General features: G+C 71.9%; 26 protein-coding genes and 1 pseudogene. 8 read left to right on the top strand and 19 right to left on the bottom strand.

Features of this window, described 5'->3' with window-relative positions:
* Positions 1-23 precede the first annotated feature (23 nt).
* Positions 24-938 (bottom strand): 2-hydroxyacid dehydrogenase, encoded by a 915-nt coding sequence (locus CFN78_RS07110; protein WP_094861952.1) that lies wholly within the window; start codon positions 936-938, stop codon positions 24-26.
* Positions 939-1,001: 63 nt separating this feature from the next.
* Here CFN78_RS07110 and CFN78_RS07105 point away from each other — a divergent pair, with 63 nt between their 5' ends.
* A complete protein-coding gene (locus CFN78_RS07105) occupies positions 1,002-2,213 on the top strand; it encodes a PQQ-dependent sugar dehydrogenase (RefSeq protein WP_094861799.1) in 1,212 nt (403 codons plus the stop codon).
* 28 nt (positions 2,214-2,241) lie between these two features.
* On the opposite strand, the gene CFN78_RS07100 is transcribed toward CFN78_RS07105, so the two are convergent.
* The 5 genes from CFN78_RS07100 to gatC all read right to left on the bottom strand — a co-directional run bounded on the left by CFN78_RS07100 (position 2,242) and on the right by gatC (position 6,413).
* A complete protein-coding gene (locus CFN78_RS07100) occupies positions 2,242-2,814 on the bottom strand; it encodes a hypothetical protein (protein ID WP_240519312.1) in 573 nt (190 codons plus the stop codon).
* 18 nt (positions 2,815-2,832) lie between these two features.
* Complete coding sequence (gene gatB, locus CFN78_RS07095) at positions 2,833-4,338, bottom strand: Asp-tRNA(Asn)/Glu-tRNA(Gln) amidotransferase subunit GatB (protein WP_094861798.1); 1,506 nt, start codon at positions 4,336-4,338, stop codon at positions 2,833-2,835.
* Positions 4,335-4,535 (bottom strand): hypothetical protein, encoded by a 201-nt coding sequence (locus tag CFN78_RS07090; protein ID WP_094861950.1) that lies wholly within the window; start codon positions 4,533-4,535, stop codon positions 4,335-4,337. The genes gatB and CFN78_RS07090 overlap by 4 nt, the downstream gene beginning before the upstream one ends.
* Positions 4,536-4,596: 61 nt before the next feature.
* Positions 4,597-6,114: an Asp-tRNA(Asn)/Glu-tRNA(Gln) amidotransferase subunit GatA gene (gatA, locus tag CFN78_RS07085; RefSeq protein ID WP_094861797.1), complete on the bottom strand. Its 1,518-nt coding sequence runs from the start codon at positions 6,112-6,114 to the stop codon at positions 4,597-4,599.
* A 2-nt stretch (positions 6,115-6,116) separates the two neighbouring features.
* Complete coding sequence (gene gatC / locus CFN78_RS07080) at positions 6,117-6,413, bottom strand: Asp-tRNA(Asn)/Glu-tRNA(Gln) amidotransferase subunit GatC (protein WP_094861796.1); 297 nt, start codon at positions 6,411-6,413, stop codon at positions 6,117-6,119.
* A gap of 209 nt (positions 6,414-6,622) precedes the next feature.
* On the opposite strand from gatC, the gene CFN78_RS07075 reads away from it, so the two are divergent.
* Positions 6,623-7,276, top strand: a complete 654-nt coding sequence (locus CFN78_RS07075) for an ACT domain-containing protein (RefSeq protein ID WP_094861795.1) — start codon at positions 6,623-6,625, stop codon at positions 7,274-7,276.
* Between the two features lie 13 nt (positions 7,277-7,289).
* Here the strand turns inward: CFN78_RS07075 and CFN78_RS07070 are convergent, their stop codons facing one another.
* The 4 genes from CFN78_RS07070 to CFN78_RS07055 all read right to left on the bottom strand — a co-directional run bounded on the left by CFN78_RS07070 (position 7,290) and on the right by CFN78_RS07055 (position 11,829).
* Positions 7,290-7,799, bottom strand: coding sequence for a GNAT family N-acetyltransferase (locus CFN78_RS07070; protein ID WP_094861794.1), 510 nt, complete (start codon positions 7,797-7,799; stop codon positions 7,290-7,292).
* Positions 7,799-10,003, bottom strand: a complete 2,205-nt coding sequence (ligA, locus tag CFN78_RS07065) for an NAD-dependent DNA ligase LigA (protein WP_094861949.1) — start codon at positions 10,001-10,003, stop codon at positions 7,799-7,801. Before ligA ends, CFN78_RS07070 begins: the two co-directional genes overlap by 1 nt.
* A 78-nt stretch (positions 10,004-10,081) precedes the next feature.
* Complete coding sequence (locus CFN78_RS07060; RefSeq protein ID WP_094861948.1) at positions 10,082-10,780, bottom strand: hypothetical protein; 699 nt, start codon at positions 10,778-10,780, stop codon at positions 10,082-10,084.
* An 11-nt stretch (positions 10,781-10,791) separates the two neighbouring features.
* Positions 10,792-11,829, bottom strand: a complete 1,038-nt coding sequence (locus CFN78_RS07055) for a uroporphyrinogen decarboxylase/cobalamine-independent methonine synthase family protein (RefSeq protein ID WP_094861793.1) — start codon at positions 11,827-11,829, stop codon at positions 10,792-10,794.
* Positions 11,830-12,054: 225 nt separating this feature from the next.
* Between CFN78_RS07055 and CFN78_RS07050 the strand changes: the two genes are divergently transcribed.
* The gene (locus CFN78_RS07050; RefSeq protein WP_094861792.1) at positions 12,055-12,888 is read left to right on the top strand and encodes a nitrilase-related carbon-nitrogen hydrolase; all 834 of its coding nucleotides are present in this window, start codon (positions 12,055-12,057) and stop codon (positions 12,886-12,888) included.
* An 88-nt stretch (positions 12,889-12,976) separates the two neighbouring features.
* The gene (locus CFN78_RS07045; protein WP_094861791.1) at positions 12,977-13,798 is read left to right on the top strand and encodes an LURP-one-related family protein; all 822 of its coding nucleotides are present in this window, start codon (positions 12,977-12,979) and stop codon (positions 13,796-13,798) included.
* Positions 13,799-13,811: 13 nt separating this feature from the next.
* Here the strand turns inward: CFN78_RS07045 and CFN78_RS07040 are convergent, their stop codons facing one another.
* Entirely contained in the window at positions 13,812-15,335 is a 1,524-nt protein-coding gene (locus CFN78_RS07040) for a fatty acyl-CoA synthetase (protein WP_094861790.1), read from the bottom strand.
* Between the two features lie 36 nt (positions 15,336-15,371).
* On the opposite strand from CFN78_RS07040, the gene CFN78_RS07035 reads away from it, so the two are divergent.
* Positions 15,372-15,815 (top strand): GNAT family N-acetyltransferase, encoded by a 444-nt coding sequence (locus tag CFN78_RS07035; RefSeq protein ID WP_420807861.1) that lies wholly within the window; start codon positions 15,372-15,374, stop codon positions 15,813-15,815.
* Between the two features lie 7 nt (positions 15,816-15,822).
* On the opposite strand, the gene mnmA is transcribed toward CFN78_RS07035, so the two are convergent.
* From mnmA to CFN78_RS07000, 7 genes are all read right to left on the bottom strand, one after another.
* Positions 15,823-16,908 carry a tRNA 2-thiouridine(34) synthase MnmA gene (gene mnmA / locus CFN78_RS07030; protein WP_094861789.1) on the bottom strand — a complete coding sequence of 362 codons (1,086 nt, stop codon included), beginning with the start codon at positions 16,906-16,908 and terminating at the stop codon, positions 15,823-15,825.
* 5 nt (positions 16,909-16,913) lie between these two features.
* Positions 16,914-18,149, bottom strand: a complete 1,236-nt coding sequence (locus tag CFN78_RS07025; RefSeq protein WP_094861946.1) for a cysteine desulfurase family protein — start codon at positions 18,147-18,149, stop codon at positions 16,914-16,916.
* Positions 18,150-18,202: 53 nt separating this feature from the next.
* Positions 18,203-19,570: an MFS transporter gene (locus CFN78_RS07020; protein ID WP_094861788.1), complete on the bottom strand. Its 1,368-nt coding sequence runs from the start codon at positions 19,568-19,570 to the stop codon at positions 18,203-18,205.
* A 34-nt stretch (positions 19,571-19,604) separates the two neighbouring features.
* Positions 19,605-20,492 (bottom strand): lysophospholipid acyltransferase family protein, encoded by an 888-nt coding sequence (locus tag CFN78_RS07015; protein ID WP_094861787.1) that lies wholly within the window; start codon positions 20,490-20,492, stop codon positions 19,605-19,607.
* Positions 20,489-21,271, bottom strand: coding sequence for a GNAT family N-acetyltransferase (locus CFN78_RS07010; protein ID WP_094861945.1), 783 nt, complete (start codon positions 21,269-21,271; stop codon positions 20,489-20,491). Before CFN78_RS07010 ends, CFN78_RS07015 begins: the two co-directional genes overlap by 4 nt.
* Positions 21,272-21,451: 180 nt before the next feature.
* A complete protein-coding gene (locus CFN78_RS07005) occupies positions 21,452-22,411 on the bottom strand; it encodes an electron transfer flavoprotein subunit alpha/FixB family protein (protein WP_094861786.1) in 960 nt (319 codons plus the stop codon).
* Between the two features lie 25 nt (positions 22,412-22,436).
* Positions 22,437-23,222: an electron transfer flavoprotein subunit beta/FixA family protein gene (locus CFN78_RS07000; RefSeq protein ID WP_094861785.1), complete on the bottom strand. Its 786-nt coding sequence runs from the start codon at positions 23,220-23,222 to the stop codon at positions 22,437-22,439.
* Positions 23,223-23,455: 233 nt separating this feature from the next.
* Here CFN78_RS07000 and CFN78_RS06995 point away from each other — a divergent pair, with 233 nt between their 5' ends.
* From CFN78_RS06995 to CFN78_RS30280, 3 genes and pseudogenes are all read left to right on the top strand, one after another.
* Positions 23,456-24,295: a DegV family protein gene (locus CFN78_RS06995; protein WP_094861784.1), complete on the top strand. Its 840-nt coding sequence runs from the start codon at positions 23,456-23,458 to the stop codon at positions 24,293-24,295.
* A gap of 93 nt (positions 24,296-24,388) precedes the next feature.
* On the top strand, positions 24,389-24,559 hold the full coding sequence (locus tag CFN78_RS29070; RefSeq protein ID WP_165777473.1) for a hypothetical protein: 171 nt from the start codon (positions 24,389-24,391) through the stop codon (positions 24,557-24,559).
* A pseudogene (locus CFN78_RS30280) lies at positions 24,522-24,743 on the top strand (hypothetical protein); the annotation flags it as partial. The gene CFN78_RS29070 and the pseudogene CFN78_RS30280, both read left to right, overlap by 38 nt.
* A gap of 79 nt (positions 24,744-24,822) precedes the next feature.
* On the opposite strand, the gene CFN78_RS06985 reads toward CFN78_RS30280, so the two are convergent.
* Positions 24,823-25,131 (bottom strand): hypothetical protein, encoded by a 309-nt coding sequence (locus CFN78_RS06985; RefSeq protein ID WP_094861783.1) that lies wholly within the window; start codon positions 25,129-25,131, stop codon positions 24,823-24,825.
* Positions 25,132-25,248 lie beyond the last annotated feature (117 nt).

The following is a 25,248-nucleotide window of genomic DNA, read 5'->3' as shown; positions in this document are numbered from 1 at the left end:
CGAATTGCGATTCACGTTCGGGCTCAGTACTCGCCGTGGACGAGGTTGTCCGGTAGCTCGCCGTTGACGTACCGCTCGATCTCGGCGGCGACCACCGCGTACGACCGCCGCCGCACCCCGTGTGCCGCACCGGCGACGTGCGGGGTGATCACCACTCCCGGAACGGTCCACAGTGGATGGCCGGGGGGCAGCGGTTCGGGATCGGTGACGTCCAGCGCCGCGCGGAGCCTGCCCGTGCGTACCTCGGCGAGCAGTGCGCCGGTGTCCACCACCGGACCGCGTGAGGCGTTGACCAGCATCGCCCCGGCCGGCATCGCCGCAAGGAACCCGGCATCCACCATGCCACGGGTGCGCGAGGTCAGCGGCACCATCAGCGCGACCACGTCCGCTTCGGGGAGCAGATCCGGCAGCTCGCCGACACCGTGCACGCCGTCGCGGGAGGTCATGCCGACCATCGTCACGCGGGCGTCGAACGGTTCGAGCCTGCGCCGCAGGGAGTTGCCGAGATCGCCGGCACCGACGACCAGCACCCGCATTCCCTGCACGGTGCCCGTGTCCCGGCGATCCCATTGCGAGCGGCGGGCGGCTTCGGCGAACGCGGGCAGTTCCCGGATCTCGGACAGCAGCACCGCCATCACCCACTCCGCCGTACTGCCGCCGTGCGCGCCCCGGCAGGTGGAGAGCAGCACGCCCTCGGGCAGCGTCCCCGCCCACTCCTCCGCTCCGGCACTGAGTAGCTGCACCAGTTTGACGCCGGGGAACCTGCGGACGAACTCGCCGGGAGCGGTGCCGGCGGGCAGCTTCGGCACGACCACCTCGGCCTCCTCGGCCTCCGGCGGCAGAGGCGCGTCCCGGTCGTAGCGCACCACCCGGACGCCCTCCACGGCCGACAGCGCCGTCACGCCCTCCTCGTCCGGGACCAGCACCGTCACAGCCATGATCACCAGCGTAGTAGCGGCGCTTACCCACGGCTCACGACGGTTGGCCTACCCTCGGACACCGTGCTTACCAGGTCTTCGCGAACCCGCGCCCGGCCGGTGGCCGCGGCGCTGGCCACCGCCGCGGCGGGTGCGCTGCTGCTGTCGTCGTGCGCGCGCTTCGACGACTCCGCCGCCGAGCAGACCTACCAGCCGGCTCCCGAGCTGACCCCGCAGGCCGGCCCCCAGCCCGAGCTGCCCGAGGCGGGCGGCGGCGGGCCCCGGCCCGGCGGTCCGGGTCCGTCGGCCGAGCCCGTCCCGCCGCCGCAGGGCTGCACGGACTTCGATCCGGCCGTCGTGCAGACCTGCCTGGACACCGTGTCCACGGTGGCCGCACTGCCGGGGGACGGCTCCACCCCCGGTGCGCTCGCCGGTGAGCGCAGGAGTGGCCGGGTGCTCCAGGTCGCCCCGGACACCGATCCGGTCGAACTGGCGACGCTGCCGGTGGACGCTTCCGGCGACGGCGGGCTGACCGGCCTGGCGCTGTCCCCCAGTTACGGCGAGGACCAGCTCGTCTTCGCGTACCTGACCACGCCGGAGGACAACCGGGTGGTGCGCTTCGCCCAGGGCCAGGAGCCGAAACCGGTGCTGACCGGCATCCCCAGGGGCGCGACCGGCAACGGCGGCGCGCTCGCCTCCGACGGCAAGGGCGCGCTGCTGGTCGCCACCGGTAATGCGGGCGATCCCGCCGCCGCGGCCGACCCGGCCTCGCTGGCGGGCAAGGTGCTGCGTATCGACCCCGCGGGCCAGCCGGCCGAGGGCAATCCGACGGCGGGCTCGGCCGTGTACGCCAGCGGCCTGCACGCGCCCGGCGGACTGTGTGCCTCGCAGGACGGCTCCCGGCTGTGGGTCACCGACCGCGCGCCGGACAAGGACGCCATCTTCCGGGTCCAGCCGGGCGCCCCGCTCACCGCGCCCGCGTGGACGTGGCCGGATCGGCCGGGGGTCGCGGGCTGCAGCGACTGGTCCGACCTGGTCATGGTCGCCACCTCGACGGCGGGCAACATGCAGAACCTCCCGGTCGCCCAGGACGGTTCCATCACCGGCAGGCCCACCGTCTCCGCCGACGGGGAGAACGGCCCGACCTACGGCAAGCTCGCCGGGATGGACATGGTCACCCCGGAGCTGGGCGTCGCGGGCACGATCAACAAGGACGGCGGCCAGCCGGTCTCCAGTGACGACCGCGTGGTGCTCTTCGTCCGCCAGCAGGGCGGGCCGGGCAACGGCAAGGACTGACGCCGGTAACCCGTCACCGGGTAACCCGTCACCGGCGCCGGCGCGCGCGCCGGCCGGAACCCGGTTTCGCCGCCCGTGCCGCACGTACGTCCAGCACCGCCGTGGCCAGTGACAGCGCGGCCGCGGCGGAACCCAGCCACCGGCCGGCACCGGCGGCGAACGCGACGCCGGACTCGGCGAGCAGTGCCCGCTGCTCGGTACCGAACTGCCAGCCCATGGTGAACCAGCCGAGAACCGCCAGCACCGCGACCACCGCGGCGGCGATGAGCCAGAGCTGCGGCAGGCCCGCGGCCCGCGCCGCGCGGACGCCACCGAACACCGCGACGGCGAGCCCGGTGACGATCAGCAGCAGCATCGGCGCCCAGGCGAAGAAGCCGGACGCCCAGACGTCGCGGTGCACGTCGGCGGACGGCAGTTCGGCGAGCGCGTCAGCGAGCTGCGGATCCCCGGCGGTGAGGCTGGTCCAGGTCAGCAGCAGCGAGACGGCGCCGAGAACGGCCGCCGCGAACGCGCACCACCGGCGCCCGCCGACCGTCCGCAGGCGGGCCGCGGGTGACCGGGATCCGTCCCGGCCGCCCGCGCCGTCACGCGCCGAAGCCACCGCCACCCCCGGCCGGGCTCACGCACCGACCCGTTCGACGATCAGCTCCCGGACACGCTTGGCGTCGGCCTGCCCGTTCGTCGACTTCATCACCGCGCCGACGATCGCGCCGGCGGCCTGCACCTTGCCGCCGCGGATCTTCTCGGCGACGTCGGGCTGAGCGGCGAGTGCCTCGTCCACCGCGGCGATGAGCGCCGAGTCGTCCGAGACGACCTTCAGGCCACGCTTCTCGATGACCTGCGCCGGCTCACCCTCGCCGTCGAGCACGCCGCGGACGACCTCACGGGCGAGCTTGTTGGTGAGCTCCTTCGCGTTGACCAGTCCGATCACGGTGGCCACCTGCGCGGCCGTGATGGCGAGCGCCGTCAGTTCGGTGTCCCGGGAGTTCGCCTCCTGCGCGAGGAAGTTGACCCACCAGCTCCGTGCCTCGGCCGCCGTGGCCCCGGCGAGTACGGTCGCCTCGACAAGTTCGACGGCGCCCGCGTTGAACAGGTCCCGCAGTTCCTCGTCGGTCAGCGACCACTCGTCCTGAATCCGCTTGCGCCGTTCGGCCGGCATCTCCGGCAGGGTGCCGCGCAGTTGCTCCACCCAGTCCCGGCCGGGCGCGATCGGCACCAGGTCGGGTTCCGGGAAGTAGCGGTAGTCCTCGGCGGTCTCCTTGGTACGGCCGGGCGAGGTGGTGCCGTCGGCCTCCTGGAAGTGCCGGGTCTCCTGGGTGATGGTGCCACCCGAGGCGAGTACCGCACCGTGCCTGCACATCTCGTACCGGACGGCCCGTTCCACGCTGCGCAGCGAGTTGACGTTCTTGGTCTCCGTGCGGGTACCGAACTCCGTCGCGTCCTTCGCCATCAGCGACAGGTTGGCGTCGCAGCGCAGTGACCCCTGGTCCATCCGCACATCGGAGACGTCGAGGGCGCGCAGCAGGTCGCGCAGCGCGGACACGTACGCCCGTGCCACCTCGGGTGCCCGTTCCCCGGCGCCGGTGATGGGCTTGGTGACGATCTCGATCAGCGGCACGCCCGCCCGGTTGTAGTCGAGCAGCGAGTAGTCGGCGCCGTGGATCCGGCCGGTCGCGCCACCCATGTGCAGTGACTTGCCGGTGTCCTCCTCCATGTGCGCGCGCTCGATCTCCACCCGCACGATCTCGCCGTCGTCGAGCGTGACGTCGAGGTAGCCCTCGAAGGCGATCGGCTCGTCGTACTGCGAGGTCTGGAAGTTCTTCGGCTGGTCGGGGTAGAAGTAGTTCTTCCGCGCGAAGCGGCACCACTCGGCGATCCGGCAGTTCAGCGCAAGGCCGATCCGGATGGCCGACTCGACGCCCTTGCCGTTCACCACCGGCAGCGAGCCCGGCATGCCGAGACAGGTCGGGCAGACCTGGGTGTTCGGCTCGCCGCCGAAGGTCGTGGGACAGCCGCAGAACATCTTCGTGTTGGTGTTCAGCTCGACGTGGACCTCGAGCCCCATCACCGGGTCGAACCTCTCGATGACCTCGGCGTAGTCCATCAGCTCGGCCGTCCGGGTCACTTGTCGCCGCCCTTGCGCAGCCTGCGGACGGCCAGCAGCACGCCGGTCGCGGCCGCCACCGCGCTGGCGCCCGCGTTGACGAGCACCAGGGTGTCCTTCTTGTCCTTCGCCGAGCGCACGGTGGAGAACGCGCTCGCCGCACTGCCGACGGAACCGGCCAGGCCGAACACTCCGCGGATCTGCTTCGCCCTGCTCACGCCACACTCCTCGCTCGTACTGTCGTCGACGCCCACCCGGCCGCCGTGGTCCTCGATCCGGTCACCGGGCCACCTCCAGCTCGGGGACCTGGTGCACCAGCGGGCCGCCCGCGGCGTCGTCGCGAGCGGTCTCGTATGCCGCGCCGACCCGGTAGAGCCGGTCGTCGGCCAGTGCCGGGGCCATGATCTGCAGGCCGACCGGCAGGTTGTCCTCGTCGGACAGTCCACTCGGAACGCTCATCGCCGCGTTCCCGGCGAGGTTCGACGGGATCGTGCACAAGTCGGCCAGGTACATGGCCATCGGGTCGTCCGTGCGCTCGCCGATCTCGAAGGCCGTGGTGGGCGTCGTCGGTGAGACGAGCACGTCGACGCTGGCGAACGCCGCCTCGAAATCACGGGTGACCAGCGTGCGCACCTTCTGTGCCGAGCCGTAGTAGGCGTCGTAGTAGCCGGAGGACAGCGCGTACGTTCCGAGCATCACCCGGCGCTTCACCTCGGCACCGAAGCCCTGCTCACGGCTGAGCTGCATGACCTCCTCGGCGCTGTGCGCGCCGTCGTCGGCCACCCGCAGTCCGTACCGCATCGCGTCGAAGCGGGCCAGGTTCGAGGAGCACTCGCTCGGCGCGATCAGGTAGTAGGCGGGCAGCGCGTAGAGGAAGTTCGGGCAGGACACCTCGACGACCTCGGCGCCCAGCGCGCGGAGCTGGTCCACCGCGGTCTCGAAGGACCGCAGCACGCCCGCCTGGTAACCGGTTCCGGCGAACTCCTTGACCACGCCGACGCGCAGGCCCTTCAGGTCGCCGTGCGCGCCCTCGCGGGCGGCGGCGACCACCGGGGGCACCGGGGCGTCGATCGAGGTCGAGTCGAGCGGATCGTGCCCGGCGATGACCTCGTGCAGCAGCGCCGCGTCGAGCACCGTCCTGGCACACGGTCCGGCCTGGTCCAGCGAGGAGGAGAACGCCACCAGGCCGTACCGGGAGACGCCGCCGTAGGTGGGCTTGACCCCGACCGTGCCGGTGACCGCGCCCGGCTGGCGGATCGACCCGCCGGTGTCGGTGCCGATGGCCAGCGGCGCCTCGAAGGCGGCCAGCGAGGCCGAGGACCCGCCACCCGAGCCGCCGGGAATCCGGGTGGGGTCCCACGGGTTGCGGGTGGGCCCGTACGCCGAGTTCTCGGTGGACGAGCCCATCGCGAACTCGTCCATGTTGGTCTTGCCGAGGATCGGCACGCCGGCCTCGCGCAGCCTCCGCGTCACCGTCGCGTCGTACGGCGGCACCCAGCCCTCCAGGGTCCGGGAACCGCAGGTGGTCGGCGCGTCGCTGGTGGCCAGCACGTCCTTGAGGGCCAGCGGCACACCGGCCAGCGCCGAGGCCGGGGCGTCGCCCGCCGCGAGGCCGGCGTCGACGGCACCGGCGGCGGCGAGCGCGGTTCCGGCGTCGACGTGCAGGAAGGCGTGCACCCGGGGGTCGACCTCGCCGATGCGGTCCAGGTGCGCCTGGGTCACCTCGGTGGAGGACACCTCGCGGGCGTGGATCTTCTCCGCCAGCTCGGCCGCGGTGAGCCTGATGAGCTCGGTCATGGCTACTCCTCCCCAAGAATGCGCGGTACCCGGAACCGGCCGTCCTCCGCCGCCGGGGCGCCGCTCAGTGCCTGCTGCCTGCTCAGCCCGGGACGGACCACGTCCTCGCGGAACACGTTGGTCAGCGGCACGGCGTGCGAGGTCGGCGGGATGTCGGCCTCGGCGACCTCACCGACCTTGGCCACGGCGTCCAGGATCTGGTCGAGCTGCACCGCGAAGGTGTCCAGCTCGTCCTCGGTGACGGCCAGCCTGGCGAGCTTGGCGAGGTGCTCGACCTCGTTGCGGGAAATATTGGGCACGCGGGTTACTCCCGGGGTGTGCTGGGTACGGCCTTCTCGAAGCGCCAAGTCTATGGCGTCTGACCTGGCCGCTCCGACGGGGTTGCGCCGCGCCGATCGTCCCGCTACGCGGACGGCGGATCGGCCTTCGGGCCGGGGTCTGCCACAATCGGCGCCCGGCAGGTGCGCTCCGGGACGAGACCGGAGTGTCCGCGGCGAGAGGGGTACGTGTGTCCTTCCTGATCCGGGTGCAACTTCCGGACAGCCCCGGAACCCTGGGCGCGGTGGCCACCGCGCTGGGCACGGTCGGTGCGGACATTCTCAGCGTGGACGTGGTGGAGCGCGGGTCCGGCGTGGCGATCGACGATCTGGTGGTCGAGCTGCCCTCCGGGCGACTGCCGGACGCCCTGATCACCGCGGCGGAAAGCGTCGACGGCGTCGAGGTGGACGCCGTCCGCCCGTACGCGGGCGTGCTCGACACGCACCGTGAGCTGGAGCTGGTCGAGGAGATCGCCGCCAAACCCAAGGAGGGGCTGGACATCCTCGCCGAGGGAGTCCCGCGGATCATCCGCGCGGGTTGGTCCCTGGTGGTCAAGTACACCGACGGGGACGTGAAACGGCTCGCCTCGTCGAGCGCGGCGCCGGAGGCGCCGATCACCGACCTGCCGTGGCTGCCGCTGGAGCGGGCGACCGTGCTCGACTCGGAGGACGCCTGGATCCCGGCCACCTGGCAGGAACTCGGCACCGAGCTGGCGGCCACCCCGCTGGGCAAGCCGGATCGTGCGCTGCTGGTGGGCAGGCCGGGTGGGCCGATGTTCCGCGCCGCCGAGGTCGCCCGGCTCGCACATTTCGCCGGGATCGTCTCGGTCGTCCTCGACGGCTGAGTCCGGCAACCGCTCAGCGGGCGGCGGGCAGTTCCAGCGCGAAGCCGTACATCGAGATGTGCGTCAGCGACCAGTCACGCTCGGGGGAACGCCGGAAACCGAGCCGGCCGTAGAGGCGGTGCGCGGTCGCCATCTCCACCATGCTGCTCATGACGACACGGGTGGCGCCGAGTTCGCGGCCACGGTCGACGACGGCGCGGGTGAGCGCCTCGCCGACGCCGCGCCCCCGTGCCGCGGGGTCGACGGCCAGCATCCGGAACTCGATCTCACCGGCGCGGGCCACCTCGGCGAACTCCGTGTCCGGCAGTACTACGGTCACCGAGCCGAGCAGGGCGCCGTTTCCGTCGCGGGCGACCAGCACCTCGGCGTGTTCCACCCGCGCGGCCGTGTCACGCAGGATCGCGGCGTACTTCCCGCCGCCGGGGTTGTCCAGGAAGCCGTCGGCGGTGTACGCGTCGACGGTCAGCTCGCCGACGCGCGCGTAGTCCTCCGGCCGCGCCCGCCGGACCTCCAGCTCGCTCATCACCGCTCCCCGTCCGCGGCGGCCACCCCGCCGCTGTCGCTCTCGCCGCTGCCGTTCTTGTCGTCGCCACTCTCGCCGTCGTCGCCGTCCTCGCCGATCCGGGCCAGCTCGACGGCCGCCTCCCGTCCGCTGTCGAGCAGGACGCGGAACCCGTCCTCGTCCAGGACCGGGACCTTGAGCTGGACGGCCTTGTCGAACTTCGACCCCGGCGCCTCCCCCGCCACGACGAACGCGGTCTTCTTCGACACCGATCCGGCCGCCTTGCCGCCGCGCGACGTGATGGCCTCCTTCGCCTCGTCGCGGGAGAAGCCGGGCAGCGAGCCGGTGACGACGATGGAAAGGCCCTCCAGGTGGCGTGGTACCGATTCGTCGCGCTCCTCCTCCATCCGCACGCCTGCCCGCCGCCACTTCTCCACGACCTCACGGTGCCAGTCGTGGGTGAACCATTCCTGCACCGCGTGCGCGATCGTCGGCCCGACACCATCCACATCGGACAGTTCCTGCTCGTCGGCGTCCTGGATGCGCCGCATCGAACCGAACTCCCGGGCCAGGGCCTGGGCGGCGGTGGGCCCGACGTGCCGGATCGAGAGCCCGACGATGACCTTCCACAGTGGACGCCGTTTCGCGGTGTCCAGGTTGGCGAGGAGCTTGCGGGCGTTCGCCGAGAGGTCCCCCGCCTTGGTGCGGAACAGGTCCACCCGCGACAGCTTCTCCTCGTCGAGGTCGAAGATGTCGCCCTCGTCCACCACGACGCCCGAATCCAGCAGCGCGGCGGCGGCCTCGTAGCCGAGCACCTCGATGTCGAAACCGCCCCGCCCGGCGAGATGGAACAGCCGCTCGCGCAACTGCGCGGGGCAGGACCGGGCGTTCGGACAGCGGATGTCGACGTCACCCTCCTTCTGCGCGGCCAGCTCCGTCCCGCACTCGGGACACGCCGTGGGCATGACGAACTCGCGTTCGGTGCCGGAGCGCGCGTCGACCACCGGCCCGAGCACCTCGGGGATGACGTCCCCCGCCTTGCGGATCACCACCCGGTCGCCGATCAGCACGCCCTTGCGCTTGACCTCGCTGCCGTTGTGCAGCGTCGCCATGGCGACCGTGGATCCGGCCACCTTCACCGGTTCCATCACCGCGAACGGGGTGACCCGGCCGGTGCGCCCGACGCCGACCTGGATGTCGAGCAGGGTGGTGGTGGCCTCCTCGGGCGCGTACTTGTACGCGATGGCCCAGCGCGGCGCCCGTGAGGTACTGCCCAGTCTGCGCTGCTGGGCGACCTCGTCGACCTTGATGACGACCCCGTCGATCTCGTGCTCGGCGTCGTGCCGGTGCTCGCCCCAGTAGGCGATGTGCTCGGCGAGGCCCTGCGCGGACGAGATCACCTTGCTGTGTGCCGAGACCGGCAGTCCCCAGGCGGCCAGTGCCTCGTAGGACTCGGACTGCCGTCGCGGCTCGAACCCGGTGCGCTTGCCGAGCCCGTGGCAGATCAGCCGCAGCGGACGGCTCTTGGTGATCTTGGGGTCCTTCTGCCGCAACGATCCCGCCGCCGAGTTGCGGGGGTTGGCGAACGGCGGCTTGCCCGACTCGACCAGTCGCGCGTTCAGCTCGGTGAACTCCTCGACCCGGAAGAAGACCTCGCCGCGGACCTCGACCAGTGCGGGCACCGGGAAAGCCTCGGTGCCGGTCAGCGTCTCCGGCACCTCGCGCATGGTGCGGACGTTGAGCGTGACGTCCTCGCCGGTGCGGCCGTCGCCCCGGGTGAGCGCCCGGGTCAGCCTGCCGTTCTCGTAGAGCAGGTTGATGGCGAGCCCGTCGATCTTCAGCTCGCACAGGTACCGCGCGGCGCCGATCTCCTTCTCGACGCGCTCGGTCCAGGCGAGCAGTTCCTCGCTGTCGAACGCGTTGTCCAGGCTGAGCATGCGTTCGAGGTGGTCGTACGCGGTGAACTCGGTGGAGAAGGTGCCGCCGACGTTCTGGGTGGGCGAGTCGGGCGTGGCGAGACCGGGATGGGTGCTCTCCAGTGCCTCCAGCTCGCGCAGCAGTTCGTCGAACTGCCCGTCGGCGACCGTCGGCGAGTCCAGCACGTAGTAGCGGAACTGGTGCCCGCGGATCTCCTCGGCCAGCGCCGCGTGCCGTTCGCGCGCGTCCTGCGGTACCTCGGCCAGTCCCTGCGCCTCCACCGGAGGTGCGGTGTCGATGCCCGGCATGTCGTTCGGAAGTTCCTCGCTCACGGTGACGAGCTTAGTTCTCCGCACCGACAACGGAGGAGTCCCGGCACCGCGCGCCTAGGTACCGTCAGCCGTGGGTGGCTCCGTGCGCTCGGCGAGTCCGCGGACCAGTTCCCGCAGTTCGAGCAGCGTGATGGTCGCGGCGGGCTCGGTCTCGGCGGTCTCGACGCGCCGCAGCCGTTCGGCGGCCAGCCGTTCACCGAGGGTCGCGTCCAGCGGCAGGAAGGTCATGGCCGAACGGGACGCGTCGTCGAGGCCGGACAGTTCCGGGTGATAGACGGCGACGTCGACGACCGCCTCCCCCTCGTCCACCTGTGCGACGACACCGACGTCGGCGAGCGCGATCCGGCGGTCGCCCAGGTTCACCGTCACCTCGGCGGGATCGGGCACCGGCGGGACCGAGTCGTGGTACTCCCAGATGGCGTCCTCGGCCGGGGCCGCCTGGATCCAGGCGTCGGTGTACGGACGCAGCTCCGGATCCTCCTGCCCGCTGAGCACGAGCGCGTAGATCGCGCGCCTGCCGCGTTCGACGGAGAACTGGAGCCGTGGGTGCACCATCGCGACGGCCGCGCAGAGTTCGTGCTCCATCCGCTGCGGTTCCCGGTCGCCGAGTGCGGCGCTGACCCTCGGCAGCAGCTCGAACCAGCGCCGCCAGAAGGCGACGGCGGCGGTCATCGGATCTTCGGGCACCTCCGGTGCCGGCCACTCCGTCCGCGGATCGGGCGGACTCGCCTTGCGTCGGCGGAAGAACCTCATCCCCACCACCACTACCAGCCCTCGGGCGGCTCGGCGAACGCACGCCCGAGCTCACGGGTCAGCGTGAGCGTGCGGCGCATCCACCGCAGGTCGGCGCCCGCCAGACCGCAGCTCGGTGTGGGCAGCGTGAGCGCGGTGAGGATGTCGCGGCCGAAACCGAGCCGGTCCGCGAGGTTCAGCGCCGGGCCGGCGAGATCACGCAGCCGCGGCGGCGCGTCCGGTTCGAGCGCGGGAACCAGGCCGAGCAGCAGGGAGACCCCGCTGTCCCAGGCTTCCCCGAGTTCGTCGAGCAGACTGGCAGGCGCACCGTCGAGGGTGGTGCCGTCGAGTGCGAGCGCGCCCGCGCCCGCGGATCGCAGCAGCGACACCGGGGGCCGGGTGGCGCAGCAGTGCACGATGACCGGCTGGCCGGTGCTGCGCTCCGCCGCGCCGATCACCTCGGCCAGCAGGTCCCGCGCTTCCGGTGCGGGCACCGAACGGACGGTGCCGTAACCGGACGGGGTGGACAGCGCCCCGGCGAGCACGTCCGGCAGCGTCGGCTCGTCGAACTGCACGACCACCCGCGCCCCGGTGCGTTCGGCGAGTTCCCGTACGTGCGCGTCGAGGCCCTCGCTCAGCGAAGCGGCGAACTCGCGCAGCGCCCCGCGGTCGGTCAGCACCCGGTGCCCACGCGCCAGCTCGATGCCGGCGGCGAGCGTCCACGGCCCGGCGACCTGCGTCTTCACCACGGCCGGAGTGCTGCCGGAACGCTGCAGCGCCTCCTCGAAGGCGTCGAGGTCCCAGCGCATCAGATCGACCGCGCGCCGGTGGTCGAGTCCGGGGCGGGGGCTCACCCGGTAGCCGGACGGGACGACGTCGACCGCGATGTCCACCAGCAGCCCCGCGGTCCGGCCGAGGATGTCGGCACCGACCCCACGGCCGGGAAGTTCGGGCAGGTGCGGGAATTCCGGCAGTTCGCCGAGAACGACGGCCGCCGTCTCCGCTGGGTCGGCTCCGGGCATCGACCCGATTCCGGTGGCGGCGCCGTCAGGCCAGGCTCGTTCGATCACGGGGCGGATTCTCCCTGCCGGAGCGGGGGTCGTGCCACCCAGGTAGCCGAGCTCCGCCCGGAGGGTGTTCGGGGGTCGCCGCGCCCGGCGGGTATCCCGTACGGTGGCCGCACGCGTCCGGTGTGGCACGCGCGGCGACAACTCACCTATGTCAACACGCACCGGCGGTCCGCCTGTCGTGTGGGCGGTGAACCGCCTGGTTTCGAGCGTGAGGAGGTGAGATCGATGAGGGTGGCACTCGCGCAGACCGACTGCCGGCTCGGCGACGTCGCGGGCAACCTCGCCGACGCCGAGCGGATCATCAAGGAATCCGCGACCGAGGGTGCGGACCTCGTGGTGTTCCCGGAACTGAGTCTCACCGGGTACGCGCTCGGGCAGCTCGCCGACGACATTTCGCTGTGGACCGACGATCCACGCCTGGTGGACCTGTCGAAGCACGGCCCGGACGTCGTCATCGGCATGCTCGAGGACGGCCGGATCCGCAGGCACAACTCGGCGCTGTACCTCTCCGACGGCAGGGTGGTGCACAACCACCGCAAGCTCTACCTGCCCAACTACCTGATCTGGGAGGAGCGCAAGCACGCCAGTCCCGGACAGCACATGCGCGCCTTCGACGCCGCGCACGCCCGCTTCGCCACGTTGATCTGCAACGACGCCTGGCAGCCGATGTTGCCCTGGCTGGCCGCCCAGGACGGCGCCGAGGTGCTGATCGTGCCGACGAACAGCGCGGCGAAACTGACCGCCGGATCCTTCGACCCGGCCGAGTACTGGCACGACCTGCTCACGTTCACCGCACGGATGCAGCAGTGCTGGGTCATCTTCGTCAACCGGGTCGGCGACGAGGCGGGTGTGCGCTTCTGGGGCGGTTCGCGGGTGATCGACCCATGGGGTTCGGCGGTGGCGACAGCACCGGTGTGGGACGAGTCGCTGACGATCGTGGACATCGACCCGCACTCCGTACGCAGGCGCAGGCGGGAGATCCCGCTGCTCGCCGACGCCCGGCTCGGGCTGCTGCGCCGGGAGCTGGAACGGCTGATCAACGAGAGCGGGGACGACTGAGCGGGACGGCGGGCACGGAACCAGACATTCGCGCAGCAATCGTCGTTCACCCCGCGCACCTGCCCGCCCGCCGTTACCGTTGGTCTCCATGACGAGCCCCCCGCAACCGGGCTGGTACCCGGATCAGCGGCAACCTCAGCTCGTGCGCTGGTGGGACGGGCAGGCCTGGACGGACCACACCGGTCCGGCCGGGCAGGCACCGCCGAGGCACGACGCCGAGCCGATCGAGCTGGACATCGAACCGGCCCACGACCCGGAGCGCGTCCGGGCACAGGTCGCCGAGGGCACGCGCGGCCGCGCCAGGGGCGGCGCGGGCGGCGGCACGGTGTTCACCGAGCCGGTGCTGGTGGTGAACCAGCGCGCCAAACTGATCGAGATGTCCAGCGAGTACGGCGTTTTCGACCAGCAGGGCACGCAGCTCGGCGCGGTCGTGCAGGTCGGCCAGAGCACGCTGAAGAAGGTCGTGCGGCTGCTGGGCAGCGCCGACCAGTTCATGACGCACCGCTTCGAGATACGCGACGCGGGGCACAGCACGCTGCTCAAGGTGGTCCGGCCGGCGAAGGTGTTCAAGAGCCGATTCCTGGTGACCCGCGGCGACGACGCCCCGGTGGGCGAGATCGTGCAGGAGAACGTCTTCGGCCGGATCCGGTTCGCCTTCACCTCCGGCGGCGAGAAGATCGGCGGCATCCAGGCGGAGAACTGGCGAGCCTGGAACTTCGCCGTGGAGGACGCGAACGGCACCGAGGTCGCGCGGATCAGCAAGACCTGGGGCGGGTTCGCCCGGGCGGCGTTCACCACGGCCGACAACTACGTCGTGGAGATCCCGAGTCCGCTGCGGGATCCGCTGGCCAGCATGGTCGTCGCGGCGGCGCTGACCATCGACACCGCGCTCAAGCAGGACTCCGACTGACGGGCAGGCCGGCTCAGCCGAGCCGGTCGCGCAACTCCCGCTTGAGGATCTTGCCGGATGCGTTGCGCGGCAGGTCCTCGACGAAGTGCACGGCCTTGGGCACCTTGAACGCGGCGAGCCGCTCGTGGACGTGTGCCCGCAGCGTCTCGGCGTCCGGTGCGGATCCCGGTTCCCTGGGCACGACGAAGGCCGTGATGGCCTCGATCCACTTCTCGTCCGGCACGCCGACGACGGCTGCCTCGCCGACACCCTCGTGGGTGTAGAGCGCGTCCTCCACCTCTCGGGAGGCGACCATCACCCCGCCGGTGTTGATCACGTCCTTGATCCGGTCGACGACGGTGATGAACCCCTCCTCGTCGACGCGCACCAGGTCGCCGGAGTGGAACCAGTCGCCGGCGAAGGCCTCGGCGGTGTCCTCCGGCTTGTCCCAGTAGCCCTCGCAGAGTTGCGGGGAGCGGTAGACGACCTCGCCGAGTTCGCCCGCCGCCACGTCGTTCCCGGCGTCGTCGAGCACCCGCAGCTCGACGAACAGCACCGCCCTGCCCGCCGACTCCGGGCGCTCGGTGTGTTCGGCCGGCCGCAGAATCGTCGCCAGCGGCCCGATCTCCGACTGGCCGAAGCAGTTGTAGAAGCCGAGTTCCGGCATGGCCTCGGCGAGGCGGTCGCGCACCGGGCCCGGCATGATCGACGCCCCGTAGTAGGCCTTGCGCAGGCCGGTGATCCGGCGTCCGGGGAAATCCGGGTGGTTGGCGATGGCGACCCAGAGCGTCGGCGCGGCGAAGAACGCGCGGTGCCCGGTCCCTTCGAGCCTGCGCAGGATCTCGCCGGGCTCGGGGGTTTCCAGCAGATCGTTGGTGGCACCGACGGCCAGCCACGGCATCAGGAACACGTGCATCTGCGCCGAGTGGTACAGCGGCATGACGTGCAGCGGGGCGTCGTCCTCGGTGAGGTCGAGGCCGACGATGCAGGACAGGTACTCGTGCAGCAGCGCCCGGTGCGTCATCATCGCGCCCTTGGGCCGCGAGGTGGTGCCGGAGGTGTACAGAAGCTGCACCAGGTCGGTGTCCGCGACCACGACGTCCAGCTCCGGCACCGCGCCCTCGGTTGCGGCTGCCAGCAGGGAGCCCTCCGCGTCGCGCAGCGGAAGCGTCCCGCGCAGGCCCAGCCCGTCGGCGACCGCGTCCACATTGGACTGCAACGCCGGGTCGACGAGGGCGAGCGTGCTGCCCGACTGCGTCACCAGATAGGCCAGTTCGGCACCGGTGAGGTTGTAGTTGATCGGCACGTGCACGAGTCCGGCACGGGCGCAGGCGAGGAAGCCGATCAGGTAGGCGTCGGAGTTGCGGCCGTAGGCGGCCACCCGGTCGCCCTTCGCCAGTCCGAGCCCGAGCAGGTGGCCCGCCGCGCGGGTCACCGCCTCGTCGAGACCGGCGTAGGTCCACTCACGGCCGGCGAAACGCAGCGCGACGCGGCGCGGCACCCGGCGGGCCGACCGGCGCAGGACGTCGGCGAGCGTGCTGGAACGTAGGTGATCCATGGGCGTCCTTCCGGCATGATCTCCCCGGTGAGCGAGATCCACATTAGACGTGCGCGAGCCGCCGATGTCGAGCCCATCGTCGCGATGCTGGCCGACGACCGGCTGGGTGCGACCCGGGAGTCCACCGCCGATCTCGGCCCGTACGAACGGGCGTTCGCCCGGATCGACGCCGACCCGAACCAGGTGCTCGTCGTCGCCGACCGGCGCGGACTGCCGGTCGGCACCCTGCAGCTCACCGTGATTCCCGGCCTCGCCCGCTCGGGGGCCACCCGGGGCCAGATCGAGGCGGTGCGGGTGCACGCGGACCTGCGCGGCGACGGTCTCGGCGCGAGGCTGCTCCGGTGGGCGATCGAGGAGGCGAGGGCGCGGGGCTGCGCCCTCGTGCAGCTCACTTCCGACGCCTCTCGCGGCGAGGCGCACCGTTTCTACGAGGGTCTCGGTTTCTCCGCCACCCACACCGGGTTCAAGCTCGCGCTGTGATCCCGGCTCAGCGGGTGGCGGCGATCTTCGCGCTGCCCAGCACCAGGTCGCCGGCCGCCTCGGGACGGTAGAGCACGACGACCTGTCCGGGCGCGACCCCGCGCAGCGGTTCCCGCAGTTCGATGGTCACCCGCTCGCCGTCCGTCTCGGCGACGGCGGGGGACAGCCCGCCGTGGGCGCGCACCTGCACGACGCACTCGGTCGGGCCGGCCGGCGGGGTTCCGGGCCAGATGGGACGGTCGGCGTCGATACCGCGCACGCCGAGGTCCCGCTCGCTGCCCACCGTGACCGTGCCGGACACCGGTTCCAGCGAGAGCACGTAGCGCGGCCTGCCGTCTGGTGCGGGGGCCTCGATGCCGAGACCCTTGCGCTGGCCGACGGTGAAACCGTGCACGCCGGTGTGCCTGCCGAGCACGGCGCCGGTGTCGGCGTCGACGAGTTCGCCGGGACTCTGGCCCAGCCGTGACTCCAGGAACTTCTTCGTGTCGCCGTCCGGGATGAAGCAGATGTCGTGGCTGTCCGGCTTGTTCGCCACGGCCAGGCCGCGCTCCTCCGCCTCGGCGCGCACCTCGGACTTCCACGAGTCGCCGAGCGGGAACATCGAGTGCGCGAGCTGCTCGGGAGTCAGCGAGGCCAGCACGTACGACTGGTCCTTGCCCTCGTCCGCGCTGCGCCGCAACTCCGGTATACCGTCCACAACGGACAGACGGGCGTAGTGCCCGGTGGCGACGGCGTCGAAGCCGAGCGCCATCGCCTTGTCCAGCAACGCCTCGAACTTGATCTTCTCGTTACAGGTGACGCACGGGTTGGGGGTGCGGCCCGCGGCGTACTCCCCGACGAAGGTCTCCACGACCTCCTCGGTGAACCGTTCGGCGAAATCCCATACGTAGAAGGGGATGCCGAGAATGTCCGCCGCCCGGCGGGCGTCGTGCGAGTCCTCGATGGTGCAGCAGCCACGGGAACCGGTACGCAGGGTGCCGGGTTTCGCCGACAGCGCCAGGTGCACACCGACGACCTCGTGCCCCGCGGCGACGGCCCTCGCGGCGGCCACCGCCGAGTCCACTCCCCCGCTCATCGCGGCCAGAACGCGCATACCGCTCACACCTCCGTTCCGGACAAGCCTACGTCGGCCGTGGCCGCCTGCCGGACGCCCTGCTTGCGCATCCCGGCCAGCCCTGCCTGCCTGGCCCTCGTGACGACGCCGCCGATCTCGCCGGCGAGCTCCCGGACGTCGGCGGCGGTCGAGTCGTGCCCGAGGGAGAACCGCAGCGATCCCCGCGCGGATACCGGATCCGCGCCCATCGCCAGCAGCACGTGGCTGGGCTGGGCGACACCCGCGGTGCAGGCGGACCCGGTGGAGCACTCGATGTCCTTCGCGTCGAGCAGCATCAGCAGACTGTCGCCCGCACACCCGGGGAAGGTGAAGTGGGCGTTGCCGGGAAGGCGGCCCGGCCCGGGGGGAGCCCCGTTGAGCACGGCGTCGGGCACCTCGCGCAGCACCGCGGCGACCAGTTCGTCACGCAGCGTCCCCACCTCTGCCGCGTGCTCCCGCCTGCCGCCGACGGAGATGCCCACGGCGGTGGCGAAGGCGTGGATGGCGGGCACGTCGAGGGTGCCGGAACGGACGTCACGCTCCTGCCCGCCGCCGTGCAGCAGCGGCACGCAGGCGGTGTCCCTGGCCAGCAGCAGCGCGCCGACGCCGTAGGGACCGCCGAGCTTGTGCCCGGTGACGGTGAGGGCGCTCACGCCGGAGGCGGCGAAGTCCACCTCGACCGCCCCCGCCGCCTGCACGGCGTCGGTGTGCAGCGGAATGCCGTACTCGGCGCACACCGCGGCCAGCTCCGCCATCGGGTTGACCGTGCCGACCTCGTTGTTCGCCCACATGACCGTGGCGAGCGCGATCTCCCCGGGGGCCACCGCGATCGCCTCGCGCAGCGTCTCCGGATGTACCCGGCCGTGCTCGTCGGCGTCCAGCCAGACGATCTCCGCCCCGGCATGCTCGGCCAGCCACTGCACCGCGTCCAGCACCGCGTGATGCTCGACGGCACCCGCCAGTACCCGCCTGCGAGCCGGGTCCTGCTGCCGCCGCGCCCAGAAGATGCCCTTGACCGCGAGATTGTCGCTCTCCGTACCGCCCGCCGTGAAGATCACCTCGGACGGTCGCGCACCCAGCGCGCCCGCCACGATCTCGCGGGACTCCTCGACGACGCGGCGGGCGCGCCTGCCCGAGGAATGCAGTGAAGAGGCATTGCCCACGCTGGACAGCGCCTCGGTCATGGCCGCGACGGCTTCCGGCAGCATCGGGGTGGTCGCGGCGTGGTCTAGATAGGTCATCGCCCGTCCAGGGTAGACCTGCCCTTCCGCGCCCGGATCCGCACGCCGCCACGTCATGGCGGGCTCGGCGCGGGCCACCGCCGGGTGAGCAGCGAACCGATGGCGGCGACCAGGACCATCGCCGTGGCCAGCACCGCCACGGCGGAGGACGGGGCGGCCGCGGAACCGAGCAGGCCGAGCAGCACGCCGCCGAGTCCGACGGTGATCGCCGAGCTGACCCAGTCGCCGAGTTGCAGCGCCGAGGTGTTGAAGCCCCGTTCCGCGACCGGGGAGAAACGCAGCAGCAACAGGGAGATGGCCGGCATCGCCAGTCCCATGCCGGCCCCGCCGACGGCCGAGGCGGCGAAGGCGACCCACGGCGGGCACCACGGCTGCGAGACGAACGCGAACGCCGCCAGCGCGAGGGCGACGAGCAGGAACCCGGTGCGCAGCATGCCTTCCCGGGACCAGCCGGGGTACCGGCCCTGCACCGCCGATCCGGCCGACCAGCCGACCGCGGTGACCGTCAGCGGCAGTCCCGCCGCGGCTGGGCCCCAGCCGTGCACCGTGGTCATGGTCAGCGGCAGGTACGCCTCCATCGCCGCGAACGCCCCGCAGATCAGCGCCCGGGAGGCGACCACGGTCGGCAGGCCGGGACGGGCGGTGAGGGTGCCCTCGGGCAGCAGCCTGCGCAGCGCCCAGCCGAGCGCGAACAGCCCCGCCGCGCCGTATCCGGCGGCCGGCGCCGAGGGGTGCTGGGCCGCCCAGGTCAGTGCCGCGACCCCGCAGGCTGCCGCGACGGCGGCCACCACCCCGCCCCGGCGCCCACCCGGGGTGGCCCGCCGCACGGGCAGCCGCCGGACGACCAGCACCAGCAGGGCGAACCCGACCAGCACCAGCGGGACGAGACCGAGGAACACCCAGCGCCACCCCACGCGCTCGGTGACGAACCCGGCGACGCCGGGCCCGACGACGGCAGGCAGCACCCAGGCCGCGGCGTTGGCGGCGTAGACGGCGGGACGCTGGTGGTCGTCGAACACCAGCGCGATGAGCAGAGCGAACGCGACCAGCAGGATGCCGGTGCCCAGGCCCTGGAGCACGCGGCCGAGCAACAGGGCCGTCATGCTGCTCGCCGTGCCGGCGACCAGCAGCCCCACCAGGAACACCACCGGCCCGGTCAGCAGTGAGGGGCCGGGACCACGCACGTCGCAGACCCGCCCGGAGAGCACGGTGGCCACGACGCTGGCGATCAGGAAAGCGGTGAACGGCCAGGAGTACAGCGACTGGCCGCCGAGCGCCGCGACGGTGGTGGGCATCGCGGTGGCGACACCCATGTTCTCGAACGCCACCAGGGTGACCACCAGCAGCATGCCCGTGGTGGTCACCCGGTTCTCCGGTGCCCACAGCACGCGCGGACGGCGGGCGGCGATCGTCTCGGTCATGGCCCCCAGGCTGCAACCTCGACCACGCTGGAGGTCAACTCGACGGCTGTGCCCGGCGCACGGTCAGCGCCGCGGGACGAGCGGTCCGCCGCCGGGTCCGCACGGGGATGCCGGTGGTGCCCAGCGCCGAGCGGACCGAGTCCTCGGCGAGTGCGGCCAGTTCCCGACGCCCGTCCGCGCGTCCGGGGGCGATCTCCGGGCAGACGCGCAGTTCCAGGACCAGGCCGCGCAGACCGGCGACCCGGCGGACGGAGTCGACCAGCGTCTCGGTGCCGATGAACGCGGGCCGGGTGGTCTCCCGGCCGCGGCCGTCCAGGAAGCGCAGCGCCACCGGGCGCACGGGCACACCACCGTCGATCGCGGCCTGGAACACCGCCGGGGCGAACCGCCCGGAAGCGAGCCCGCACCAGGTGGTGCCCTCCGGGTTGACGCTCACCTGCGCCCCGTCGCGCAGAGCGGACGCCAGTGCGGCGACGGTGCCGGGCAGGGCGCTGAGACGCTCCCGGTCGAGCAGGATGGTGCCGCCACGGACGGCCAGGCCGCCGAGTACCGGCCAGTCCGCCACCTCCTTCTTCGCCAGTGCCCGCATCGGCCGCACCGCGTTGAGCGCGACGATGTCCAGCCAGGAGACGTGGTTGCTCACGACGAGCGCACCGCGCCCGGTGGCCCGCAGGCCCGCGCGGCCGTGCACCCTCAGCCGTACCCCGAGCGCGCGCAGCACCCCGGCGGAGACCAGGCGCAGGACGTACGCGCGGACCCGCGAACCGGCGAGGGCGAGCAGGGGCGCGACGGTGACCGTGCCGAGCAGGACGGCCGTGACCGCCAGGTAACGCACACCTCGCCGCAGCGGCCCGCTCGCCGGCTCGCCCGCGGTGAGGCAGCCCGTGCCGCACGGGGACGCCGGCGTCCACGGGTGGCTCATGCCCTGCCACCCAGGAAGAAGCGGAGGTAGCGCTGATCGATGCGTTCCATGTCCAGCAGCACCAGCAGGTCCGCGACACCGAAGTCGGGATCGTGCGCCGGTGGGCCGCAGACCTGCGCGCCCAGCCGGACGTACCCGCGCAACAGGGGCGGCAGCGCCGGGGTGACGGGACGTACGGCATCCCCGTCCGCCCACGGCCGCCGCGGCGTCACGCGCAGGCCGGCGGGTGCGTAGTGCTTGCGCCGCACCAGATCCCACACGCCCGCGGCGAGAGTCCCGCCGTCGGCCAGTGGCACCGAGGCGCACCCGGCGAGGTAACGGTGCCCGGAGAGCAGCATGTACCGGGCGATTCCCGCCCAGACGAGGCCGACCACGGCGCCGGACCGGTGCGCCGGGTGCACGCAGGACCGTCCGGTCTCCACCAGACCGGGACGCAGGTCCTCGAACGCGCCGAGGTCGAATTCGGTGTCGGCGTAGAGGCCGCCCGCGCGCACCGCGCGGTCGGGCGGGAGCATCCGGTAGGTGCCGACGATCTCGCCGGTGTCGTCGTCGCGCACCACCAGGTGGTCGCAGAAGGCGTCGAACCTGTCGACGTCGTGACCGGGACGCTCGGTGTGCAGTGTCGCGCCCATCTCCTCGGCGAACACTTGGTGGCGGAGTCGTTGTGCGGCATGGACTTCGTCGTTGTCGTAGGCGACGAGCAGCGAGTAGCGGGGGCTGCCCGGCTGCCGCTCGGAGGTCGTCGAACCGGTACTGACGAGCAACTGTGACCGCGTCATGGCCATAGGTGTACCGACCCGCGGGAACCAGCCGGAATGGTGTGCGGAACGGCCCGGTGCACAGTCCGTGAACGCGGCGTTCGCGGGCCCCGGACGCCTTCCGGGCACCTCCGGACGCGGAGCGGGGCGGCCCCCTCGGTGAAGGGGACCGCCCCGCTCCTGGCCGCGGCGTGTGGAAACTCAGCCCTTGCGCTTGGCGACCTCGTCGGTGAGCTGCGGCGCGACCTTGAACAGGTCGCCCACGACGCCGAAGTCGGCGATCTCGAAGATCGGCGCCTCCGCGTCCTTGTTCACCGCGACGATCGTCTTCGACGTCTGCATCCCGGCGCGGTGCTGGATCGCACCGGAGATGCCGAGCGCGACGTAGAGCTGCGGCGACACGGTCTTGCCGGTCTGCCCCACCTGGAACTGCGCGGGGTAGTAGCCGGAGTCCACCGCGGCGCGCGAGGCGCCGACGGCCGCACCGAGCGAGTCGGCCAGCTTCTCGACGACATCGAACTGGTCGGCGGAACCGACACCGCGGCCACCCGAGACCACGACCGAGGCCTCGGTCAGCTCGGGACGGTCGCCACCGACGATCGGCTCCACGCCGGTGATCTTCGCCGACTTCGCCGGGTCCACGGCGGGCAGCTCCACGGTCTCCTCCGCGGCCGCGCCCTCGGCCTGCTCGGCGTCGACGCTGCCGGGACGGACCGAGATGACCGGGATTCCCTTGGTGGACTTGGACTTCACCGAGAACGCGCCACCGAAGACGGACTGGTCGACGGAGCCGTCGGAGTTGACCGCGACGACGTCGATCAGCAGGCCGGAGTCGAGCCGGGCGGCGAGCCTGCCCGACACCTCCCTGCCCTCGGCGGAGGCGGCGACGAGCACCGCGGCGGGCGAGGCGGTGCTCGCGACGGCGGCGAGCGCGTCGACCTTCGGGGTGACCAGGTAGCCGGCGGCGTCGTCGGACTCGGCGACGTACACCTTCGCCGCGCCGTAGGCGGCGAGTGACTCCTTGACCTTGGCCGCGGTGCCGGTGGCACCGACCACCACCGCCGACGGCTCGCCGAGCGCGCGTGCCGCGGTCAGCAGTTCGTGGGTGACCTTCTTGACCTCACCGTCGACGTGGTCGACGAGGACCAGTACTTCTGACATCGGTTCTCCTCCTCGCGAATTCGTCTCAGATGAGCTTCTGGCCGACCAGGTACTCGGCGACCTTCGAGCCGCCGTCGCCCTCGTCCTCGACCCGCTGGCCCGCGGTGCGCGGAGGCTTCGGGGAAGCCTCGACGACGGAGGACCAGGCGTTGCCGAGGCCGACCTCGCCACCGTCGACACCCAGGTCGGCGATGGTCAGCGTCTCCACCGGCTTCTTCTTCGCGGCCATGATGCCCTTGAACGACGGGTAACGCGGCTCGTTGATCTTCTCGCCGACGCTCACCAGCGCGGGCAGGCTCGCCTCGAGGTGGGTGATGCCGTCGTCGGTCTCCCGGTCGGCCTTGACGGTGGTGCCGTCGACCTCCAGCACGCGGACGTGCGTGAGCTGCGGGAGGCCGAGCAGCTCGGCGAGTACCGCGGGTACCGCACCACCGCGGCCGTCGGAGGCCTCGTTGCCGGTGATGACCAGGTCGTAACCCTCGACCTTGCCGATCGCGGCGGCGAGCACCTTGGCGGTGGCGATGAGGTCGGAGCCGTGCAGCGACTCGTCCGATACGTGGACGGCCTTGTCCGCGCCCATCGAGAGGGCCTTGCGGATGGCGTCGGTGGCGCGGTCGGGGCCGACGGAGATCACGGTGACCTCGCCCTCGCCCGCTTCCTTGATCTTGAGTGCCGCCTCGACGGCCTTCTCGTTGATCTCGTCGAGCACCGCGTCGGCGGACTCCCGGTCCAGTGTGTGGTCAGCCTCGGCGAGCTTGCGCTCGGAGTAGGTGTCTGGCACCTGCTTGACCAGGACAACGATATTCGTCATGGGTCTTCTTCGACCTCCCGATACGCCAGCATTACTGGCCAGTACGTTATGCCCAAATCGCGGCTCCGGCGCGGCGAGGTGACGCCATTCACCCGGATTCGCAATCTACTAGGACGATGGTCCCATAAATCCATCCGACGCTCGGCCGGTTGGCCGGATCGAGGGCCGGGCGAGGCAATTGAGTGATTACACAGTTCTCGGACTTTCGCGACTGAGGCACTAGCCTCCGGTGCGTGTCTGTCGCCGTCGTAACCGACTCCACCGCCAGCCTGCCCGCACAGCTCGCCGAACAGTGGAACGTCACGGTCGTTCCGATGCAGCTCAAGATCGGCTACCGGACCGAGGACGAACAACGTTTCAGCTCCCCCGAGCTGATCGGCGCGCTGGAGTCCGGCATCCCCGCCACCACCTCACCGCCGTTGGCCGCCACCTTCGCCAGGACGTACCGACAGGCCGCCGAGACGGGTGCGGACACCATCGTCAGCATCCACCTGTCCGGACGCATGTCGGCCACGGTCGAGGCGGCGCGCACCGCTGCCGCCGAGGTCCGCGTCCCGGTCCGGGTGCTGGACAGCGAGACCACCGGCATGAGCCTCGGCTTCGCCGTGCTCGCCGCCGCCCGGGCCGCGGCCACCGGCGCCCAGGCGGACCGCGTCGCCGAGACGGCGGAGCGCCGGTTCCGGCAGAGCAGCGAACTCCTGTACGTCGACACCCTGGAGTTCCTGCGCAAGGGCGGCCGGATCGGCGCCGCCGCGGCACTGGTCGGCACGGCACTGTCACTCAAACCGGTACTCACCCTGCGCGAGGGCGAGGTCGCCGCGCTGACCAGGGTGCCCGGCAGCAGACGTGCGATGAACAAGGTGCTCGACCTCGCCGTCGAGCGGGCGGCGGGCAGGCACGTGGACCTCGCCGTGAGCCACTTCGGCCCGGACGACCGCGCCGAACGGCTCGCGGCCGGCCTGCACGAACGGCTGCCCAAGGCCTACGAACCGGTACGGGTGGACATCAGCGCGGTACTCGGCGCGCACCTCGGTCCCGGGGTTCTCGGTATCACGGTCTCCCCGACCGGATAGGCCAGCGCCGGAACTGCCGATACCCGCCGTACGTTGGATACTCGGACATATCCGGCCACACCGCCGGACCCTTCGTCCCCAGGGAGCACGGACATGGCATCGCTGTTCAGCAAGATCTCCAGCTTCGCGCGGAGCCCGCAGGGCCGTCGCGCCATCGAGCAGGCCAAGCAGGCCGCCAAGGACCCGCGCCGCAAGCAGCAGGCGAAGGACGCCTTCGACAAGCTGCGTGGCGGCAAGGGCAAGGGCGGCCCGGCCGGTCACTGACCCGGTACGCCGGGCGCCGCGGAGCGGATCCGCGCGCCCGGCCCCCGGCGCGGGTGGCCGCCGGGCGGGACGGCCAGGTGCGGTTACGCTGCCCGCCGTGAGCACCCAATCCACCCGAGCCGAGGCGCTGCACCTGACCGGTGAGCGCACCGTGCCCGGGGTCGCCGAGGAGAACTACTGGTTCCCTACGACGCGAACGCTATGCGCCCCCTGGTAGATGCAGGATACAGGGCAACGCTGTACGGGAAGTTTCCACGGCACCGCTAACCGCCTGCTCCGGTGTCGTCGACGATCCGCAGTGGCCGTGGTCTCGGCCCAGGCTGTGCCGGGATGTACGCCGGATCGGCTGCGAGCGCGCCGCCATCGATCGAGGCAAGTTGACGTTCGGGCTCGACGGCCGCCAGCAGCACCTCGGTGGCGGCTCGCTCGAACGAGAACGTCTTGCAGTCGACGTGGAGGGTGCGGGTGGAGCGTCGGTAAAGGGCGTCGTGTCCGTCGAGGTCGTCGAAGCGGACGGTGATTTGGCCGTGCTGGTGGCAGGCCGCGGCAAGCAGAAGGGGCAGGAGAGACATCCATCTGTTGTGCCACGTGGGGATGGCCCGTCACAACGCGGTGGTGGAAAGTTCACCGCCCTAGCCCAACTTGCGTAACGGTTAGGCCAACAGCGGTAACAGTTCGCACAGGTGTTC

The organism is Amycolatopsis antarctica, assembly GCF_002262875.1.
Taxonomy (GTDB): domain Bacteria; phylum Actinomycetota; class Actinomycetes; order Mycobacteriales; family Pseudonocardiaceae; genus Amycolatopsis; species Amycolatopsis antarctica.
This window is presented reverse-complemented; position numbering and strand designations above follow the sequence as displayed.

What these genes read in the sequence shown, in the direction of transcription:
- CFN78_RS07110 (WP_094861952.1), bottom strand. Translation starts at nt 938, where the DNA reads ATGGCTGTGACGGTGCTGGTCCCGGACGAGGAGGGCGTGACGGCGCTG.
- gatA (WP_094861797.1), bottom strand. Translation starts at nt 6,114, where the DNA reads ATGACCGAGCTCATCAGGCTCACCGCGGCCGAGCTGGCGGAGAAGATC.
- CFN78_RS07070 (WP_094861794.1), bottom strand. Translation starts at nt 7,799, where the DNA reads ATGAGCGAGCTGGAGGTCCGGCGGGCGCGGCCGGAGGACTACGCGCGC.
- ligA (WP_094861949.1), bottom strand. Translation starts at nt 10,003, where the DNA reads ATGCCGGGCATCGACACCGCACCTCCGGTGGAGGCGCAGGGACTGGCC.
- CFN78_RS07060 (WP_094861948.1), bottom strand. Translation starts at nt 10,780, where the DNA reads ATGAGGTTCTTCCGCCGACGCAAGGCGAGTCCGCCCGATCCGCGGACG.
- CFN78_RS07050 (WP_094861792.1), top strand. Translation starts at nt 12,055, where the DNA reads ATGAGGGTGGCACTCGCGCAGACCGACTGCCGGCTCGGCGACGTCGCG.
- CFN78_RS07045 (WP_094861791.1), top strand. Translation starts at nt 12,977, where the DNA reads ATGACGAGCCCCCCGCAACCGGGCTGGTACCCGGATCAGCGGCAACCT.
- CFN78_RS07040 (WP_094861790.1), bottom strand. Translation starts at nt 15,335, where the DNA reads ATGGATCACCTACGTTCCAGCACGCTCGCCGACGTCCTGCGCCGGTCG.
- mnmA (WP_094861789.1), bottom strand. Translation starts at nt 16,908, where the DNA reads ATGCGCGTTCTGGCCGCGATGAGCGGGGGAGTGGACTCGGCGGTGGCC.
- CFN78_RS07025 (WP_094861946.1), bottom strand. Translation starts at nt 18,149, where the DNA reads ATGACCTATCTAGACCACGCCGCGACCACCCCGATGCTGCCGGAAGCC.
- CFN78_RS07020 (WP_094861788.1), bottom strand. Translation starts at nt 19,570, where the DNA reads ATGACCGAGACGATCGCCGCCCGCCGTCCGCGCGTGCTGTGGGCACCG.
- CFN78_RS07015 (WP_094861787.1), bottom strand. Translation starts at nt 20,492, where the DNA reads ATGAGCCACCCGTGGACGCCGGCGTCCCCGTGCGGCACGGGCTGCCTC.
- CFN78_RS07010 (WP_094861945.1), bottom strand. Translation starts at nt 21,271, where the DNA reads ATGACGCGGTCACAGTTGCTCGTCAGTACCGGTTCGACGACCTCCGAG.
- CFN78_RS07005 (WP_094861786.1), bottom strand. Translation starts at nt 22,411, where the DNA reads ATGTCAGAAGTACTGGTCCTCGTCGACCACGTCGACGGTGAGGTCAAG.
- CFN78_RS07000 (WP_094861785.1), bottom strand. Translation starts at nt 23,222, where the DNA reads ATGACGAATATCGTTGTCCTGGTCAAGCAGGTGCCAGACACCTACTCC.
- CFN78_RS29070 (WP_165777473.1), top strand. Translation starts at nt 24,389, where the DNA reads ATGGCATCGCTGTTCAGCAAGATCTCCAGCTTCGCGCGGAGCCCGCAG.
- CFN78_RS06985 (WP_094861783.1), bottom strand. Translation starts at nt 25,131, where the DNA reads ATGTCTCTCCTGCCCCTTCTGCTTGCCGCGGCCTGCCACCAGCACGGC.